This is a genomic window from Faecalibacterium prausnitzii, from assembly GCF_049532945.1.
GTDB classification, from domain to species: Bacteria; Bacillota; Clostridia; order Oscillospirales; family Ruminococcaceae; genus Faecalibacterium; species Faecalibacterium prausnitzii_N.
In genome coordinates this window covers 979359-995898 of the sequence record NZ_CP186691.1, presented here as the reverse complement: position 1 = coordinate 995898, position 16540 = coordinate 979359, and the positions used below count along the sequence as shown (strand labels likewise).

The 16540-nt window shown below is 59.9% G+C and carries 15 protein-coding genes and 1 pseudogene; 8 read left to right on the top strand and 8 right to left on the bottom strand.

Translation table 11 applies throughout. From position 1 onward, the window contains the following. Positions 1-32: 32 nt before the first annotated feature. The 3 genes and pseudogenes from rsmH to rsmD all read right to left on the bottom strand — a co-directional run. Positions 33-1001 (bottom strand): 16S rRNA (cytosine(1402)-N(4))-methyltransferase RsmH, encoded by a 969-nt coding sequence (gene rsmH, locus ACNQFG_RS05035; protein WP_423406216.1) that lies wholly within the window; start codon positions 999-1001, stop codon positions 33-35. Positions 1002-1264: 263 nt separating this feature from the next. Beyond that, positions 1265-1726: an ATPase gene (locus tag ACNQFG_RS05030; RefSeq protein ID WP_423406215.1), complete on the bottom strand. Its 462-nt coding sequence runs from the start codon at positions 1724-1726 to the stop codon at positions 1265-1267. Continuing rightward, positions 1723-2301 (bottom strand): annotated as a pseudogene (gene rsmD, locus ACNQFG_RS05025) (16S rRNA (guanine(966)-N(2))-methyltransferase RsmD); the annotation flags it as partial. The pseudogene rsmD and the gene ACNQFG_RS05030, both read right to left, overlap by 4 nt. Positions 2302-2453: 152 nt before the next feature. Here rsmD and ACNQFG_RS05020 point away from each other — a divergent pair. The 5 genes from ACNQFG_RS05020 (at position 2454) to ACNQFG_RS05000 (ending at position 7870) form a co-directional block, all read left to right on the top strand. Beyond that, the gene (locus ACNQFG_RS05020; protein WP_423406214.1) at positions 2454-3074 is read left to right on the top strand and encodes a flavodoxin family protein; all 621 of its coding nucleotides are present in this window, start codon (positions 2454-2456) and stop codon (positions 3072-3074) included. Positions 3075-3253: 179 nt separating this feature from the next. Next, positions 3254-5641 (top strand): glycoside hydrolase family 2 TIM barrel-domain containing protein, encoded by a 2388-nt coding sequence (locus tag ACNQFG_RS05015; protein ID WP_423406213.1) that lies wholly within the window; start codon positions 3254-3256, stop codon positions 5639-5641. A 139-nt stretch (positions 5642-5780) separates the two neighbouring features. Beyond that, positions 5781-6176 carry a hypothetical protein gene (locus tag ACNQFG_RS05010; protein ID WP_423406212.1) on the top strand — a complete coding sequence of 132 codons (396 nt, stop codon included), beginning with the start codon at positions 5781-5783 and terminating at the stop codon, positions 6174-6176. Between the two features lie 3 nt (positions 6177-6179). Beyond that, positions 6180-7022 (top strand): DUF5685 family protein, encoded by an 843-nt coding sequence (locus tag ACNQFG_RS05005; RefSeq protein WP_423406211.1) that lies wholly within the window; start codon positions 6180-6182, stop codon positions 7020-7022. Between the two features lie 101 nt (positions 7023-7123). Further along, complete coding sequence (locus ACNQFG_RS05000; RefSeq protein ID WP_423406210.1) at positions 7124-7870, top strand: J domain-containing protein; 747 nt, start codon at positions 7124-7126, stop codon at positions 7868-7870. Between the two features lie 72 nt (positions 7871-7942). On the opposite strand, the gene ACNQFG_RS04995 is transcribed toward ACNQFG_RS05000, so the two are convergent. Then, positions 7943-8884 (bottom strand): hypothetical protein, encoded by a 942-nt coding sequence (locus ACNQFG_RS04995; protein WP_423406209.1) that lies wholly within the window; start codon positions 8882-8884, stop codon positions 7943-7945. 190 nt (positions 8885-9074) lie between these two features. Then, complete coding sequence (cysS, locus tag ACNQFG_RS04990) at positions 9075-10472, bottom strand: cysteine--tRNA ligase (RefSeq protein ID WP_423406208.1); 1398 nt, start codon at positions 10470-10472, stop codon at positions 9075-9077. 815 nt (positions 10473-11287) lie between these two features. Here cysS and asnA point away from each other — a divergent pair. From asnA to ACNQFG_RS04975, 3 genes are all read left to right on the top strand, one after another. Further along, a complete protein-coding gene (gene asnA / locus ACNQFG_RS04985; RefSeq protein ID WP_005942692.1) occupies positions 11288-12301 on the top strand; it encodes an aspartate--ammonia ligase in 1014 nt (337 codons plus the stop codon). Between the two features lie 153 nt (positions 12302-12454). Then, on the top strand, positions 12455-13012 hold the full coding sequence (locus ACNQFG_RS04980; RefSeq protein WP_423406207.1) for a TetR/AcrR family transcriptional regulator: 558 nt from the start codon (positions 12455-12457) through the stop codon (positions 13010-13012). A 144-nt stretch (positions 13013-13156) separates the two neighbouring features. Continuing rightward, positions 13157-13831, top strand: a complete 675-nt coding sequence (locus ACNQFG_RS04975; protein ID WP_423406206.1) for a hypothetical protein — start codon at positions 13157-13159, stop codon at positions 13829-13831. An 81-nt stretch (positions 13832-13912) separates the two neighbouring features. Here ACNQFG_RS04975 and ACNQFG_RS04970 read toward each other — a convergent pair whose 3' ends face one another. From ACNQFG_RS04970 to rimO, 3 genes are read right to left on the bottom strand one after another with little or no spacing between them, the layout of a single operon-like run. Beyond that, positions 13913-14566: a hypothetical protein gene (locus ACNQFG_RS04970; RefSeq protein WP_423406205.1), complete on the bottom strand. Its 654-nt coding sequence runs from the start codon at positions 14564-14566 to the stop codon at positions 13913-13915. Positions 14567-14582: 16 nt separating this feature from the next. After that, positions 14583-15182, bottom strand: coding sequence for a CDP-diacylglycerol--glycerol-3-phosphate 3-phosphatidyltransferase (gene pgsA, locus ACNQFG_RS04965; protein ID WP_423406204.1), 600 nt, complete (start codon positions 15180-15182; stop codon positions 14583-14585). 18 nt (positions 15183-15200) lie between these two features. Beyond that, complete coding sequence (gene rimO, locus ACNQFG_RS04960; protein ID WP_423406203.1) at positions 15201-16526, bottom strand: 30S ribosomal protein S12 methylthiotransferase RimO; 1326 nt, start codon at positions 16524-16526, stop codon at positions 15201-15203. Between the last annotated feature and the right edge of the window lie 14 nt (positions 16527-16540).

The following is a 16540-nucleotide window of genomic DNA, read 5'->3' as shown; positions in this document are numbered from 1 at the left end:
ATGCTCTCCTCCTCACTGATACTCCGCGGTGGTTAAATTTTTTCAAGAACGCGGAGATGTGCCGACCGGCTGCGCCGGTTCTCTTCCAATTCCTGACTGTTTGCTTCAATGGGTTTGCGGGTAATCAGCTTCGCTTTGGCTTTGCCGCCGCATACGCACACCGGAAACTCCGGCGGGCAGGTGCACGCGGTGGACCAGCGGCGAAATTTGTTCTTCACCAGCCGGTCCTCCAGCGAGTGGAAGGTGATCACGCACAGCCGGCCGCCCGGCGCAAGGTGATCAAAAATGGTATCCAAGCCTTCTTCCAGCGCATCCAGTTCATGGTTCACTGCAATGCGCAGCGCCTGAAAGGTGCGGCGGGAAGGGTTCTTGTTTTTGCGGCGTTCCGCCGGGGGCATGGCGCTGGCCACGATATCTGCCAGCTGCAGGGTCGTTTCGATGGGAGAATTCTCCCTTGCCTCCACGATCCTGCCCGCGATCTGCCATGCGAAAGGTTCTTCGCCGTAATCCCGCAGAATGCGTGCCAGCTCTTCGCGGCTCTCGGTGTTCACAAGGTCCGCTGCCGTTTCGCCCTGCTGGCTCATCCGCATGTCCAGCGGTGCATCCGCACGGTAGGAAAAGCCGCGGGCCGCATCGTCCAGCTGATGGCTGGAAACGCCCAGATCCAGCAGCGCGCCGTTGACCTTGTCGATGCCAAGGCTTTCCAGAGCTTGTCCGGCATAGCGGAAGTTGATCTGCACCACCGTGGCAGGCAGGCCCGCAAGGCGGGCACGCGCGGTCTGCACCGCGTCCGGGTCCTGATCCAGCGAGATCAGCCTGCCGCCCTTTTCTGCATCCAGCCGCAAGGCGATCTGGCGGGAATGTCCCGCGCCGCCTGCAGTGCCGTCAAGGTAGGTGCCGGCCGGATCAATGGAAAGACCCTCCAGACACTCGTTCAGCAGAACGGGGATATGCTCAAACGAGGCCGGGTCAAAGGCTTGTCCGATCGTTTCACTGCCCATAGGGCCCAGCCTCCTTTCTGTCGTTTCAAGTTGCGTATCATCCGGCGTTTTCACGCTGTTTTTTCCGTTTTTCGCCGTGTTTTTCTGCCCGCAGGGGCACACTGCCCCAAGGCATCTCTCTGATACTGTTTTATTGTAACAAAACCGCCCTGCGAATGCAAGGCTTTTCGGGCTGGTTTTTCTCTCAAAATGTCACAAAAAAAGCCCCTGCAAGCCGTCAATTTTGCTTGCAGGGGCAAATGGGTTTTTCCGACAAATTCCGCTCACTGGGGTTTCCGGGGCGTCTGGCGCAGATTGGCGCGGACGTTCCGGACCTGCGCAGCGTTCTCTGCCATGGTCTCCTCGGTGTTCTTGAGCATGTTGTCGCAATAGTCGGTCACGGTCTGGCGCAGGGTGCGGGCCTCGTTCTGGGCGGCTGAGACGATCTCGGAGGCGCGCTGCTGGGCCGCCTTGACGATCTCCGCCTCGCTGACGAGGATGCGGGCGCGGTCCTCAGCCTTTTTCACAATGGCCTGCGCCTGTGCGTTGGCCGAATCAATGAGCTGGGCGCGGTCGCTGACGATGGACTGCGCCTGCCGCAGCTCGCCGGGCAGGTTTGCGCGGATCTCGTCCAGATAATCCCGGATCTGCTCCACATCCACGATCTTTTTGCCGCCGGAAAGGGGCACATTGGCACCTTCCTCCAGAGCATCCTCAATGGTATCCAAAAGTTCGTTCACGTTCATTCCGCATCTTCCTCTCCGGCAGGCTGCATGGGCTTTGTGTATTTCCACAGCAGCACCCTGCCGTACTTGTACTGTTTTTTCAGGGTCAGGCCGCCTGCCTCGGCCGGCAGCACGATGCCGGTCTCGCTCTCGCACAGCACGATGCCGCCGGGTGCCAGCACCTTTTCCACGCTGGGAAGGATCTTTTCCAGTGTACCATTGCGGAAGGGCGGGTCCAGCAGTACGATGTCGAACTGCTCGCGGCAGGCGGAAAGATACCGCGCAGCCTCACCGATATTGACGCGGCTGCGGTCGAACACGCCGCAGGCCTTGCAGTTGCGCATGATGATGTTCACCGCCTCGCGGTTCTCGTCCAGAAACACACACCGTGCTGCCCCGCGCGAGAGGGCCTCGATGCCAAGCTGGCCGCTGCCCGCATACAGGTCCAGCACCCGTGCGCCGGGCAGGTCGAACTGGACGATGCTGAACATCGCCTCCTTTACCTGGTCGAGGGTGGGGCGGGTGATATCGGTGCCGGGCAGGGCCTCCAGCCGTCTGCCCCGTGCGTCTCCTGCAATGACTCGCATGTGGTTGCCTCCTTTTGCATTCCGTTATATGTATCTTTATATTATTGTCAAGACACCGTACTTTGTCAAGGCCCGCGTTGCACTGCGGCCGCAAGTGTGCTAAAATCAGGGCAGCGCGCCCCCTGTTCCGGGGCGCATGGTCAAAAGGAGAGATTCAACGTATGAAAGTTCTGCTCATCAACGGCAGCCCGCACGAAAAAGGCTGCACCTATACCGCTCTGTCCCTCATCGCGGAGGAGCTGAACCGCGCCCACATCGAGACCGAGATCTTCAACGTCGGCACCCGGCCCGTGGGCGGCTGCATCGGCTGCGGCGGCTGTGCCGCAGGCAACGGCTGCGTGTTTGGCGGCGTGGTCAACGAGGCCATCGAGAAGGCCAAAACTGCCGATGGCTTCGTGTTCGGCAGCCCGGTGCACTATGCATCCGCATCCGGTAACATGACCAGCTTCATGGACCGCCTTGCCTACGCGGGCGGCAGATATCTGGCCTACAAGCCCGCCGCCATCTGCTGCTCGGCCCGCCGTGCAGGCACCACCACCACGCTGGACCAGCTGGTAAAGTACCCGCAGTTCTTCCACATGCCGCTGGTGAACGGCTCCTACTGGGCCATGGTGCACGGCTCCAACGCCGAGCAGGTGCTGCAGGATGCCGAGGGCTGCGCTGTAATGCAGGAGCTGGGCCGCAACATGGCATGGCTGCTGCACTGCATCGAAGCCGGCAAGGCCGCCGGCATCCGGCACCCGGAGAATCCCCGCCGCCCCATGACGAACTTCATCCGATAAGCAGCCACGCCCGCAAAGCCTGACCGGCACTGCCCGGCCGGGCTTTTCTGCTGCCATCCGCCGCTTTTATTCCAGAAAAAGTGAGAAATCCCGCAGAAACAGCGCCTGCATCCTTTTTTCGTTCATAACTTTGTGGTAACATGAAGATAAGTATTTTTTACCATGACGGAGAGCAGGCTATGGAACACTACGATTGGAACGAAGGCTGGACCTTCATCCCGGTATTCGACCCCGCCATCGTGCGGCCGGAATGTCCGGATCTGCCCCTGACCCCGGTGCGCATCCCGCACACAGTCAGGACGCTGCCCTACAATTACTGCAACGAAAATGAATACCAGTGCCTGTGCGGCTACCGGCGGGAGTTTTTTGCACCCAGAGAGTGGGCAGGCCGCACTGTTCTGCTCACCTTTGGTGCCGTTGCCCATGACGCGACCGTGTTCTGCAACGGCCGCCGGGTGTTTCATCATGGCTGCGGCTACACGGCCTTTACCGTGGACCTGACCGAATCCCTCCGCCTGGGGGAGCAGAACGTCGTGGCCGTCCGGTGCGACAGCCGTGAGGATCTGAACATTCCTCCCTTTGGCGGGCAGATCGATCACCTGACCTACGGCGGCATCTACCGTGCCGTCAGTCTGGACATCAAGGAACCCGCCTATCTGCGGGATGTGTTCATCGAGGCAAAGGCCGAGGGCGATTTCCGCATCTATACCTCCACCGTGGGTGAGACGGTAGGCTGCACCCTGCAGGCCGAGATCCGCAGCCCCGCCGGGAGCCGAGCGCTCTACAGCGGCGAGTTGTCGCTGCCCATCGTGGGCACCCTGAACGGTGTGCACCCGTGGAGCATCGAGCATCCCACCCTGTACACCCTCACCGTGCGGCTCATCCGTCCCGGCACCAGCGGCCTGCCCGATCGGGTGCTGGACGAAAAGACCATCCGCTTCGGCTTCCGCACCGTGCAGTTCGTGGCAGGCGGGCTGTACCTGAACGGTCAGCGCGTGGAGCTGCGGGGCCTGAACCGCCACCAGAGCTACGCCTATCAGGGCTATGCCATGCCGGACAGCATCCAGCGGCTGGATGCTCAGATCCTGAAAAAAGACCTTGGCTGCAACGCAGTGCGCACCAGCCATTCCCCCCAGAGCCAAGCCTTCCTCGACGCCTGCGACGAGCTGGGGCTTCTGGTCTTTGTGGAGATGCCCGGCTGGCGGTACATCGGCGACGAGAGCTGGAAGGCGCAGGCCTTGCAGAACTGCCGCGAAATGGTATGCCAGTGCCGCAACCACCCCAGCATCTTTTTGTGGGGTGCCCGTGTGAACGGCAGCGCCGACGACGAAGCGTTTTATAAGCGCACCAACGAGGCCATCCACCGGCTGGACCCCACCCGTCCCACCGGCGGTGCCCACATCCGCCGCAAAGACCAATTGCTGGAGGATGTTTACGCCTACAACGATTACTCCTACACCGGGCGGGGGGCTGGCTGCGAGAACCGCTCCGCCGTCACGCCTGACCTGCGCAAAGGCTACCTCATCAGCGAGTTCGGCGGGCAGCAGCTGCCCACCAAGCCCTTTGACGACGAGACCCACCGGCTGGCCCAGGCCCTCCACCACGCGGCCGTCCTGAACGATGCCATCGCACAGCAGGGTGTGGCCGGCAGCTTTGGCTGGTGCATGGCCGATTACAACACCCACCGGGAATTTGGCAGCGGCGACCGCATCTGCTACCACGGTGTGATGGATATGTTCCGCAACCCGAAGCTTTCGGCGGCGGTATATGCAAGCCAGAAAACGCCGCGTTCCCCCTCGGACATCGTGCTGGAAGTCTCTTCCGGCATGGCACTGGGCGACCTGCCCGGCGGCGTTCCCACAGCCTGCTGGGTGTTCACCAACGCCGAAAGCGTGCGGCTGTACCGCGGCAACGACTACATTGCCGAGTTCAGCCCGGACCGCCGGGGCCGGTTCGCGGCGCTGCCCCATCCGCCCATCGAGGTGCAGGATTTCGTCGGCTCCCTGCTCGAAAAGTATGAGGGGCTGGACCCCGTGGTCGCGCCGCAGGTGGCCGCTATCCTGAACGAGATGCGCCGGGACGCGCTGAGCCTTTCGCCCCTGAGCCGGGCGCGGATGCTTTCGCTGCGGCTGAGCTGGAATGACCTGCTCCGGATGTACTACAAGTACATCGGCGTCCTCGGCTCGCCCTCCAGCGTCTACCGGTTCGAGGCCGTGTGGCATGGCCGCACCGTGCGCACCGTGGTGCGGGAACCGGTGCAGAGCGTCCGGCTGGAATGCACTGTGCACAACCCCATCCTCACCGACGGCCCCACCTGGGACTGCGCCGCTGTCGGCCTGCGCGCCATCGACCAGAACGGCAGCCTGCTGCCCTACTGCGGCGAAGCCGTTCAGCTGAGCGTGGACGGCCCGCTGAAGATCATTGGTCCCAGCGTGGTGCCGCTGCGCGGCGGCATGGCGGGCACCTACCTTGCCACCACCGGCGAAGCGGGCCGCGCCGTGCTGCACTGCCGCATGGAGGGTGCGCTGGATACCGATGCCGTGCTCACAGTGCGCAAGCGTTCTTAAATCCCGTCCCTTCATGATAGATTTGCACTCTGTTCAAAATTTCATCATGGTTGACTGATATTCTATGGGTGTAAAGAGTTTATGGGACGGCTTCGGCCGTCCCCTTTTGAAGAGTTTGAGGACAAAGGACTGTACGATTATGAGAGAAAAACTTCGCCGCTTTATGATCGGCCGCTACGGTACCGATGGCCTGAACCAGTTTTTGAGCATCGCCTCTCTGGTTCTGCTGCTCATCGCCATCGTCAGCCGCATCAGCCTGTTCACATGGCTGGGTCTGGTGCTGCTGGGCTTCTGCTATTACCGCACCTTCAGCCGCAACATCTCGAAGCGGACCGAAGAGAATTACAAGTTCTACACCCTCAAAGACCGGGTGGACAACAAGTTCCGCGGTCTGAAGGATCAGTGGGCCAACCGCAAGCTCTACCACTACTACCGCTGCCCCAAGTGCCGCCAGAAGCTGCGTGTGCCCCGTGGCCGCGGCCGCATCCAGATCTCCTGCCCGCGCTGCGGCACCCAGTTCATCAAAAAGAGCTGAGCCATGTTCGGATATGTGATCCCGAATCAGGCTGCGCTTTCGCCGGAAGCGCAGGCGCGGTACCGCTCAGCCTACTGCGGGCTGTGCCGCCGCATCGACGCACTGCACGGCCTGCGGGGCCGCTTTACGCTGAGCTATGACCTCACCTTCCTGAACCTGCTGCTGTGCAGCCTGTACGAGGGCGAGACCGCGCTGCACACCGGCGCAGACCACTGCCCCATCCACCCCATCCGAAAGGTGGACTGGCGTTCCAGCGGGCCAACCGATTACTGCGCCGACCTGAGCGTTGCGCTCCACTACTACAACGCCGAGGATAAGTGGAAGGACGACCGCAGCCTGCTGGGGCTGGGGTTCGAGGCGCTGCTCGCCGCCCCCACTGCGGCAGCCGCCGAACGCTGGCCCCGTCAGTGCAGCGCCATCCGCACCTGTCTGGACAGGCTGACGCAGTACGAGGCCGAGGGCAGTGAAGACTTGGACGCCGTGTCCGGCTGCTTTGGCGAGCTGATGGCAGAGCTGTTCGACTACCGGCAGGATCACTGGTCGCCGGAGCTGCGCAGCATCGGCTTCCATCTGGGCAAGTTCATCTACCTGCTGGATGCCTATGACGACCTCGACCGCGACCTGAAAAAGGGAGCCTACAACCCGCTGCGCAGCCTGCACCAGCAGCCCGGCTATGAGGAAGAGATGAAAGAGATCTTTGAGCTGCTGCTGGCGCAGTGTGCCCAGAGCTTTGAACGCCTGCCCTGCGTGGAGGACGCAGACCTGCTGCGCAACATCCTTTACTCCGGCGTATGGCTCAAATACAACTGCAAACATGCAAAAAATCCCCCCAGAGCCGCCGAATGAGGCGGTTTCTCTTGATTTTTCAGGCGTTGTCCTGTACACTTAATTTTGTTCGTGCGGCAGCAAGGCCGCGCAAGTTCGTAGAGACGTGAGGAAGTATATCCATGAGAGACCCCTATGAGGTGCTGGGCGTTTCGCGCGGCGCAAGCGATGACGAGATCAAAAAAGCATACCGCGCCAAGTGCAAGCGCTGGCACCCGGACCTGAACCCCAACGATCCTACCGCCGAGGAGCACTTCAAGGAAGTGCAGGCGGCTTACGATGCCATTACCAAGGGCGAGACCGGCCCCCAGAACGGCGGCTACGGCAACCCCTACGGCCAGCAGCAGAGCTATGGTGGCTTCTACAGCGGCGGCTACCAGCAGGGCTACAGCCAGCAGGACGGCGACTGGGACTTCGGGTTCGACCCGTTCGGTTTCGGGTTTGGCTTTGGCGGCTACCAGCAGCAGAGTGGGCCGGGCTTCAGCAGCGCGGACACGCCCGAACTGCAGGCGGCGCGCAACTTCATCGTGAACCGCCGCTATGCGGAGGCCCGCCGCGTGCTGGACGGCATCGCGAACCGCACCGCCCGTTGGTATTACCTCTCGTCGCTGGCGAACCAGGGCCTGGGCAACAGCATCGACGCATTGCAGGACGCCCGCCGCGCCGCCCAGATGGAGCCGGGCAACACCGAATACCAGGTGCATCTGCGCAATCTGCAAAGCTCCGGCCGCACCTACCGCACCCAGACGACCTATGCCCAGCCGGGCGGCCTGATGCAGTGGTGCTGGAGCATGATCCTGCTGAACCTGCTTTGCAACTGCTGCTGCGGCGGCGGCTGGGGCTGGGGCTGGCGGTTCCGGGGCATCTGATGCTGATACACTGATACAAAAGATCCCTGCCATGCAGCTGCACGGCAGGGGTCTTTTCATCATCTGATTTTTTTACTGGATGACGATGGTGCGGGTGATCTTCTCGCAGGAGTAGTTGCCGCCCACGGTCGCGGTCTGGACATACTCGCCCGGCTGGGTGGGCAGGGTGTCGGATCTGCTGCCGAACCAGCCGTCCTTTTTATAGGTGTAGCTGATCTTGCCCTCCGGAACGGGCTGGCCGTCCACTTCCAGCACAGCGCTCAGGTCGTAGTTCTGTGCTTCCTCCACGGTCATCGTTTCGGGCACTTCCTGCGCCCAGTAGGTGCGGACGCCTTCCGTCTTCGGCTTGATGCGGAACATGGCCACACCGGCGGTGTTCACGTCGCCGGATTCCAGCGCCACTGCACCGGCCACATAGCTGCCGGACTCGGTCGGCTGCTCATCCACGTAGATGCGGCTGAAGGCGCCATCCGGCAGGAATTTTCGGATGAGATCCAGCGCCAGCTTCAGGCCGGTGGAAACGTCCTTGATGGTGGGCATATAGAATTGCAGCACATCCATCACCGAAACGACCTCGTCGGCCACCCGCAGCAGTACGCTCACGTCGTTGCCGTCAATGAGCTGCTTGATGTAGGCATAGAGGTTGAATTCTTCCTGCTGATCCGGCGTAGCGGACATCTTGCGCGGCAGCGGGATCAGCTTGAGCAGGGTGCGGATCTTGTCCGAGAGGACCAGCGTCACATAGCCCTTTGCCTCACCCTTGGTGCCGATGACCACGCCGATATACTGGGTGTCGGCGGGTTTGGTCACGACGCTGAGGGTGAACGGCGAACCATAAACCAACTCACCCGACGTGGTCAGGCGGATGGAAACGACATCATTGCTTTCCTCGACATCTGCACTTTCTGCGGCGGGCAGCAGATCCCCCGCCGACGCTGCAAACGCCGGGGTAACGGCCACGCTCAGCGTCAGAAGGACGGCGAGCAGCAGCGAGATCATCCTTTTGGTCTTCATATGGCAGACCTCCTGTTTGCATTTCAAAGGTTGCGGTCGTGCGGCGGGAAACTTCCCGCCGGGCCAAAAATTGCTTTGGACCAACTTTATTTTACCGCATCCTGCCCTTTGGGTCAATAACGGGATTCAAGTAACTCAAAATTTTGATATAAAAACTGCCGCGCAGACGCACGGCAGTTTCTTCCGCTCTTTACAGCTTGCTCAGCTGCGGGCCCTGTGCGGTGTCCTTGACCGCCCAGCCCAGTTCGGTCAGCTGTGCACGGATGGCATCGGCAGTGGCCCAGTCCTTGGCCTTCTTGGCGGCGGCACGCTTCTCTACCAGCTCAGTCACCTCGGCGGGCACCTCGTCCTTCTTGCGGTTGTACAGCAGGCCCAGTACGCCGGTGATCTCGTCGAACGCCTTGGCGGCAGCTTCAAGCGCTTCTTTGGTGGAAGAAGCGGACAGAGTGTTGATCTCCTTGACCAGATCGAACACGGCAGCCAGTGCATCCGGGGTGTTCAGGTCATCGTCCATGGCAGTGCAGAACTTGGTGCGGGCCTCGGCAGCCTTTTCCTTCAGGGTCTCGTCGGTGCCAAAGGTGTCCTTGGTCAGGGCAAAATCCAGATTCTCGCGGCAGGTGTACAGGCGCTCCAGGCTGTTCTTGCAGCTTTCAATGAGGTCCACGGTGTAGTTCAGGGGCATCCGGTAGCCTGCGGTCAGCATGAAATAGCGGATGGGTTCGTAGCCGTAGACATCCGCCACGTCCCGCACGGTGAAGAAGTTGTGCAGGCTCTTGGACATCTTCTGATTGTCCACGTTGATGAAGCCGTTGTGCATCCAGTAGCGGGCAAAGGTGCAGCCGTTGGCGCACTCGCTCTGTGCGATCTCATTCTCGTGGTGGGGGAAGATCAGGTCCTGACCGCCGCAGTGCAGATCAATGGTCTTGCCCAGATGGGTGCGGCTCATGGCGCTGCATTCGATATGCCAGCCCGGACGGCCCATGCCGTAGGGGCTTTCCCATGCAGGTTCACCGGGCTTTGCGGCCTTCCACACGGCAAAGTCTGCGGGGTCCTCCTTCAGGTCGTCGTCCATCTGGCTGCGCAGCTCACGGTTGCCGCTCTCCAAATCGTCCAGCTTCAAATGGCTCAGCTTGCCGTACTCGGGATCGCTCTTCACCCGGAAGTACACATCGCCGTTCTTGGCAACATAAGCGTGGCCGGAGTCGATCAGATCCTTCACGATATCCAGGATCTGCTGGATGTGCTCGGTAGCCCGGGGCTGCACGGTGGGCTTTTTGCAGTTGAGGCCGGCGGCATCCTTGAGGTACTCGGCCTCAAAGCGCTGAGCGACCTCCTTCATGGAGGTGCCCTCTTCCTGTCCCTTCTTAATGAGCTTATCGTCGATATCGGTGATGTTGGAAACATAGAACACCTTGTTGCCGCGGTACTCAAGGTAGCGGCGCAGGGTATCGAACACGATCAGCGGGCGGGCGTTGCCGATGTGGATATAGTTATAAACGGTAGGGCCGCAGACATAGATGCGGTATTCACCGGGCACCTGCGGCACGAATTCTTCTTTCTGGCGGGTCAGCGTATTGAAAATCTGCATAAAAAACTCTCCTTTTGTGTGGCAGACAGAAGCCGCAAAAACAAAAAAGCCCTCCTCGCTGTACCCTGGTACAGCAACGAAGGCGGTTCTCATTCCAAATCGCGGTTCCACTTCTGTTTGTCGCTCAAAGCCGGTAACGGCGGCCGCCGCACTGCGATACTGTCCTTCCCGCAGTGTGCTCTCCGGGCGCACTTCCCACAGTCCTCTGCAAACAGGCTCCCAGCCAACGGCCCGTTCTCTCTGTGCAGACGCTCCCTGCGCTACTCTGCCCGGATCAACGCATTTGTTCTGATACAGATTTATTATATCTGTCCGGCCTACGAAAGTCAAGGCGGCAAATCTTGATTTTATCTTGCGGAGCGTCGAATTTTATGGTATTTTGCTGACCTTGATCGTCACCACGGTACATGTAACATTCGATATCACATTTCGGATGCTGGAATCGCGAAAAGATAAAAACGACAAAAAGAAAAATGACCGCCCAACGTTCCCCAACGCACGGTCATTTTCTCTTTGACGTGTCAGTAAGGAGCTAGCCGTTTTGCCGGGTAGCGCCTTTTGCATCTTTATTATAGAGTTTTTTTATGATTTGTCAATCATTTTACGGAGGTCCTTCATGCAGCTTTTGACCGAACGGCTTTTTCTCATCCTGCTGCAGCCGGATGGGATGTGCACCCTGCCCGCCTGAGCGCAGCTTTTTCGGCATTCCCCTTTACATCTCCCTCAACTTGTGCCATAATTTACTATATTAAAGGGAAGCGTCTCCGGCTCCGGCAATTCGGCCGGTCTGGAGCGCAAGAGAGGGGTAAACTGCCATGAGCAAAACCATCATCCCGGCAAACTATACGCCCGCGCTGAACCTGTACGACACGCAGCGCGCCATTGGTACGGTCAAGCGTCTGTTTGCCGACACCCTGTGCGCCACACTGAACCTGTACCGCGTGTCTGCTCCGCTGTTTCTGGAAGCATCCACCGGTCTGAACGACGACCTGAACGGTGTCGAGCGCAAGGTCACCTTTGATATCAAGGAAAGCGGCATTGAGGCACAGGTGGTGCAGTCACTGGCAAAGTGGAAGCGCAAGGCCCTGAAGGACTACGATTTCCGTGTGGGCAAGGGCCTGTACTGCGATATGAACGCGATCCGCCGCGACGAAGATCTGGACAACCTGCACTCCATCTATGTGGACCAGTGGGACTGGGAAAAGGTGATCCGTCTGGAAGACCGCAACGAGGCTTACCTCAAGAGCGTGGTGCGCTCCATCGTGTCCGCTGTCTGCGCCACCGAGATGAACCTGCACGCCATGTTCCCCCAGCTGCAGGAGCTGCCGCTGCACAGCCCCAACGTCACCTTCATCACCACGCAGGAGCTGGAGGACCAGTACCCGGACCTGACCCCGAAGGAGCGTGAGAACGCCTTTGTGAAGGAGCACGGCACCACCTTCCTGATGAAGATCGGCGCTCCGCTGAAGAGCGGTAAGCCCCATGACGGCCGTGCCCCCGACTATGACGACTGGGATCTGAACGGCGATCTGCTGTTCTGGAACGACCCGCTGCAGTGCAGCTATGAGCTGAGCAGCATGGGCATCCGCGTCAGCCCTGAAAGCATGGACAAGCAGCTGACCATGGCTGGCTGCGACGACCGCCGCGCCCTGCCCTTCCACAAGGCCGTACTGAACGGTGAGCTGCCTTACTCCATCGGCGGCGGCATCGGCCAGAGCCGCCTGTGCATGCTGCTGCTGGGCAGCGCCCACATTGGCGAAGTGCAGGCCAGCGTCTGGGACGCAGCCACCCGCGAAGCCTGCGCCAAGGCAGGCATCCCGCTGCTGTAACGACCAGCGTTCTTTCAAAGGCTGTCCCATGGGTCTTCCCGCGGGGCAGCCTTTTTGCACTGTGCAAAAATTTCCAAAAACTTTTTTGCTTTTCCCCTTGACAGAACGCTGTGTCCTGCCTATAATGAACGCAGTTCATTTTGAGGTGATCGCATGAATCTTACCGCAACCTCCAAAGAGGATATCTTAAAAGCCAGTCGTGCCCTCATCCAGCAAAATGGATGGGCAGCGGTCAACATCCGCGCCGTGGCTGCGGCCTGCGGTGTGTCAGTGGGCTGCATCTACAACTACTTTGCATCCAAGACCGAGCTGGTGAGCGCCACGGTGGAAAGCATCTGGAACGATATCTTCCACCGCCCGGAGGACGCAGCCGTCTTCCGGGACACGCTGGCCTGTGTCCGCTGGATGTATCGGCAGCTGGAATACGGCTGCGCCCAGTATCCCGGCTTTTTCACCCATCACTCCCTTGGCTTTATGCACCAGGGCACGGCGGATGGAAAACAGCAGATGCAGCAGGCGTGGCAGCACATCCTGCGGCAGCTGTGTTTCGTCTTGCAGCAGGACCCCAACGTCCGGCCGGACGCCTTCAACGACCAGTTCACTGCCGAACGGTTTGCCGGGGTCCTGTTTTCCCAGATGCTTTCCGCGCTGGTGCAGCAGGATTTCGACCCGTCCATGGTGCTGGAGATCGTCCGGCGGGCCATCTATTAAAAAATTTCCCACGGTTTCGTGGGGATTTTTTATCCGTCAAAGTGAACATTGTTCAATTAAGGAGGTGAGGTTCCGTTCTCTCAGGCAGGACCCCGCTGCATTCCCCCATTCCACCCATTTCAGACAACAAAGGAGATTTTTACGATGCGTGCGATCTTTGAAACGCTTTTTGACATTTTTTACCTACTCACCGTCCTTTCCGTGGGCATCCGCATGATCCGGAACAGCAAAGGCTCCGCCCAGTTCCAGCTGTTTGGCTGGATGGCTGTGGTGCTGGGTGCCGGTGATTCCTTCCATCTGGTGCCCCGCGCACTGGCCCTGTGCACCACCGGCCTTGACAGTTACGCTTTCCAGCTGGGTCTGGGCAAGTGGATTACCTCGGTCACCATGACGGTATTCTATGTGCTGCTGTACTATGTCTGGCGTGAGCGCTACCACATCCAGGGCCAGAAGGCCGTGACCTGGGCCGTCTACGCGCTGTCGGCTGCCCGTGTTATCCTGTGCATGATGCCGCAGAACCAGTGGCTGAGCGCCGAATCTCCGCTGTCCTGGGGCATTTACCGTAACATTCCTTTTGCACTGATGGGCCTGCTGATCATCGTGTTGTTCTACCGCAGTGCCAAGGAGCATGACGACTCGGCTTTTCGCTGGATGTGGATGACCATCGTGCTGAGCTTCGGGTTCTATATCCCGGTGGTGCTGTGGGGCGATGTGATCCCGGTCATCGGCCTGCTGATGATCCCCAAGACCTGTGCCTATGTGTGGACCGTTCTCATCGGTTATTCTGCTATGAAGGCGGAATACAAGAAAGCAGACTGATCCGTCCCCCCTGCTTCACGCAAAAAGGGCCTGTTTTCCGGCGGCAGCTGCCGTCAGAAAACAGGCTCTTTTGGTTGCAGTTTATCGGCGTTTCCGGCTGTTGCCCCCCAGCCACCAGACCAGCGCTGCACAGATCAGGTTCCCGGCCAGGATGCACGCGCACCACAGCACCGTCTGCCGGGGCGTCTGCTCATACACCAGCAAAAAGGGGTAAGGCCCCGTCCACAGACGCTGGTAGTTGGCCCACAGGGCGATGCTTCCGTAGATCGCCGTCGGCACCAGCGCCAGCGGGATGTTCCGGGCCGGGAGCCGCGGCTCCCGTTCCAGAAAGACGAAGGAGACAAAAACGAGGACCGGGTTCAGCAGGTGGTGGTACAGCATGGAGCTTTCCGTCAGCAGGAACACCACACCGCCCTCATCGGGGTAGTAGGGTGCCAGCACGAAGACCACCGTCAGGAAGGTCAGGGTCAGGCAGCAGGCCGCAATGAACTTCAGCCGCTTGACCCAGCGGGGCAGCGCACGGCCGGACAGCAGCGCCCACAGCTGGCAGACTGCCACCAGCAGGCAGACCGCCGCCGAGAAGAGGTTGGAGTTTTCGGTGTAGAAGGTCAGGGACTGCTCGCCCACCGCTTCCCAGCTCATCCGGATGGCGATGGGCTCCATCCGCACCACGGCCAGGTTCAGCAGAATGGACAACACCCGCCGAAGCTGATCCAAAAGCGAATTTTGTTTCATTTTATTCCAGAATGGATTATTTTGCGGTGTTGATGAAGCTGCGGTTGTCCCACAGGTACTTGATGCCGGAAATGGCCGTCACGGCAGCCACCAGCCAGCACAGCCAGTAGGAGATGAGCCAGACGTTCAGATTGCCGAGGACGGTATTGCCATAGGTCAGCGAGATACCGAAGAAGTAGAAGATGATGCTCAGCATCTGCAGCACGGTCTTCACCTTGCCCCACATATTGGCGGCGATCACCTTGCCGTCCTTGGCACCGGCTGCCACCATGCGCAGACCGGACACCGCGAACTCGCGGGCCAGAATGATGCACAGCACCACCGGGCTGCATACGCCGTCCCGCATCATGTAAATGAAGGCCACCGTGGTGAGCAGTTTGTCGGCCAGCGGGTCGGCAAACTTGCCGAAGTCCGTTACCATGTTCCACTTGCGGGCCAGATGGCCGTCCAGAAAATCAGTAAAGCTGGCGGCAGCAAAGACGATGCCTGCGATCAGGTAATACGTCGGCTGGAAGGAGCCATCCGCAATGCCGTTCAGGCTGGTGAGGGACACAAAGACCATGAACACCGGTACCAGCAGGATGCGGGTCAAAGTGAGTTTATTGGGCAGATTCATACAGATTCCTCCAATTTGTTATTTTGCAACAGTACCATACAGATCGTAAAGGTCGCTGTCGTCCACCAGAACATCGTAGAACTGGCCGGGGTACAGCGGCTCCTCGCTGGAAACGCACACATTGCCGTCCACCTCAGGAGCATCGCCGGTGGTGCGGCACAGATACAGGCCGCTCTCCTCGTCGATGCCGTCGCAAAGTACATGCACGATCTGGCCCACCTTTTCGGCCTGCTTCTGGGCCATGATGCCGGTCTGGATCTGCATCACCAGTTCGGCGCGCTTGTCCTTGGTCTCCTGATCGATCTGGCCGTCCATCTTGGCAGCAACGGTGTTCTCCTCGGCAGAATAGGCAAAGCAGCCCAGACGGTCGAACTTTACTTCCTTGACAAAATTGCACAGATCCTCGAACTGCTCCTCGGTCTCGCCGGGGAAGCCTGCGATCAGAGTGGTGCGCAGGGTGATGCCGGGGATCTCGCGGCGCAGCTTGCCGATCACTTCCAGCAGCTCGGCGCGGTTGGAGCGGCGGTTCATATTCTTGAGGATGGTGTCATTGCAGTGCTGGATGGGCAGATCGAGGTAGGGCACCACCTTCTCATTGCGCTTCATGGCGGCAATGAACTCATCCGTGATGCGCTCCGGGTAAGCGTACATAATGCGGATCCACTCGAGGCCCGGCACCTTGTTCAGCTTATCCAGCAGCTCGCAGATGCTGCCGGGCTTGCCCCAGTCCTCGCCGTAAGCGGTGGGGTCCTGTGCGACCACGATCAGCTCTTTCACGCCCTCACCGGCCAGCCAGCGGGCTTCGGCCACGCAGTCGGCCATATCGCGGCTGTGCAGCGGGCCGCGGATGCCGGGGATGGCGCAGTAGTGGCAGCGGTTGTTGCAGCCTTCAGCGATCTTTAAGTACGCATAGTGGGCAGGCGTGCCGATGACACGCTTGCCGCCCAGCGGAAAGTCCTTTTTGGCACCGTAGCTTTCCAGATGGTCCTCACCATGGAACAGGCGGGCCACGATGGTGTCGATGGCCTTGTTGGAGGCACAGCCCACCACCGCGTCCACCTCAGGGATCTCTTCCTCGATCTGGCTGCGGTAGCGCTCGGCAAGACAGCCGGTGACGATGACCTTCAGCTCCGGGTTCTGCTGCTTGTAGGAGCAGGCTTCCAGAATGTTTTCAATGGCTTCGGTCTTGGCGCTCTCGATGAAGCCGCAGGTGTTCACAAGGATCACATCTGCTTCGGCCAGATCGGCCACGGTCTCGTGGCCGGCAGACAGCAGGATGTGCACCATCACATCCAGATCGACCTGATTCTTGGGGCAGCCAAGGGAAATACACGCAATTTTCATAGGGGATGATACTC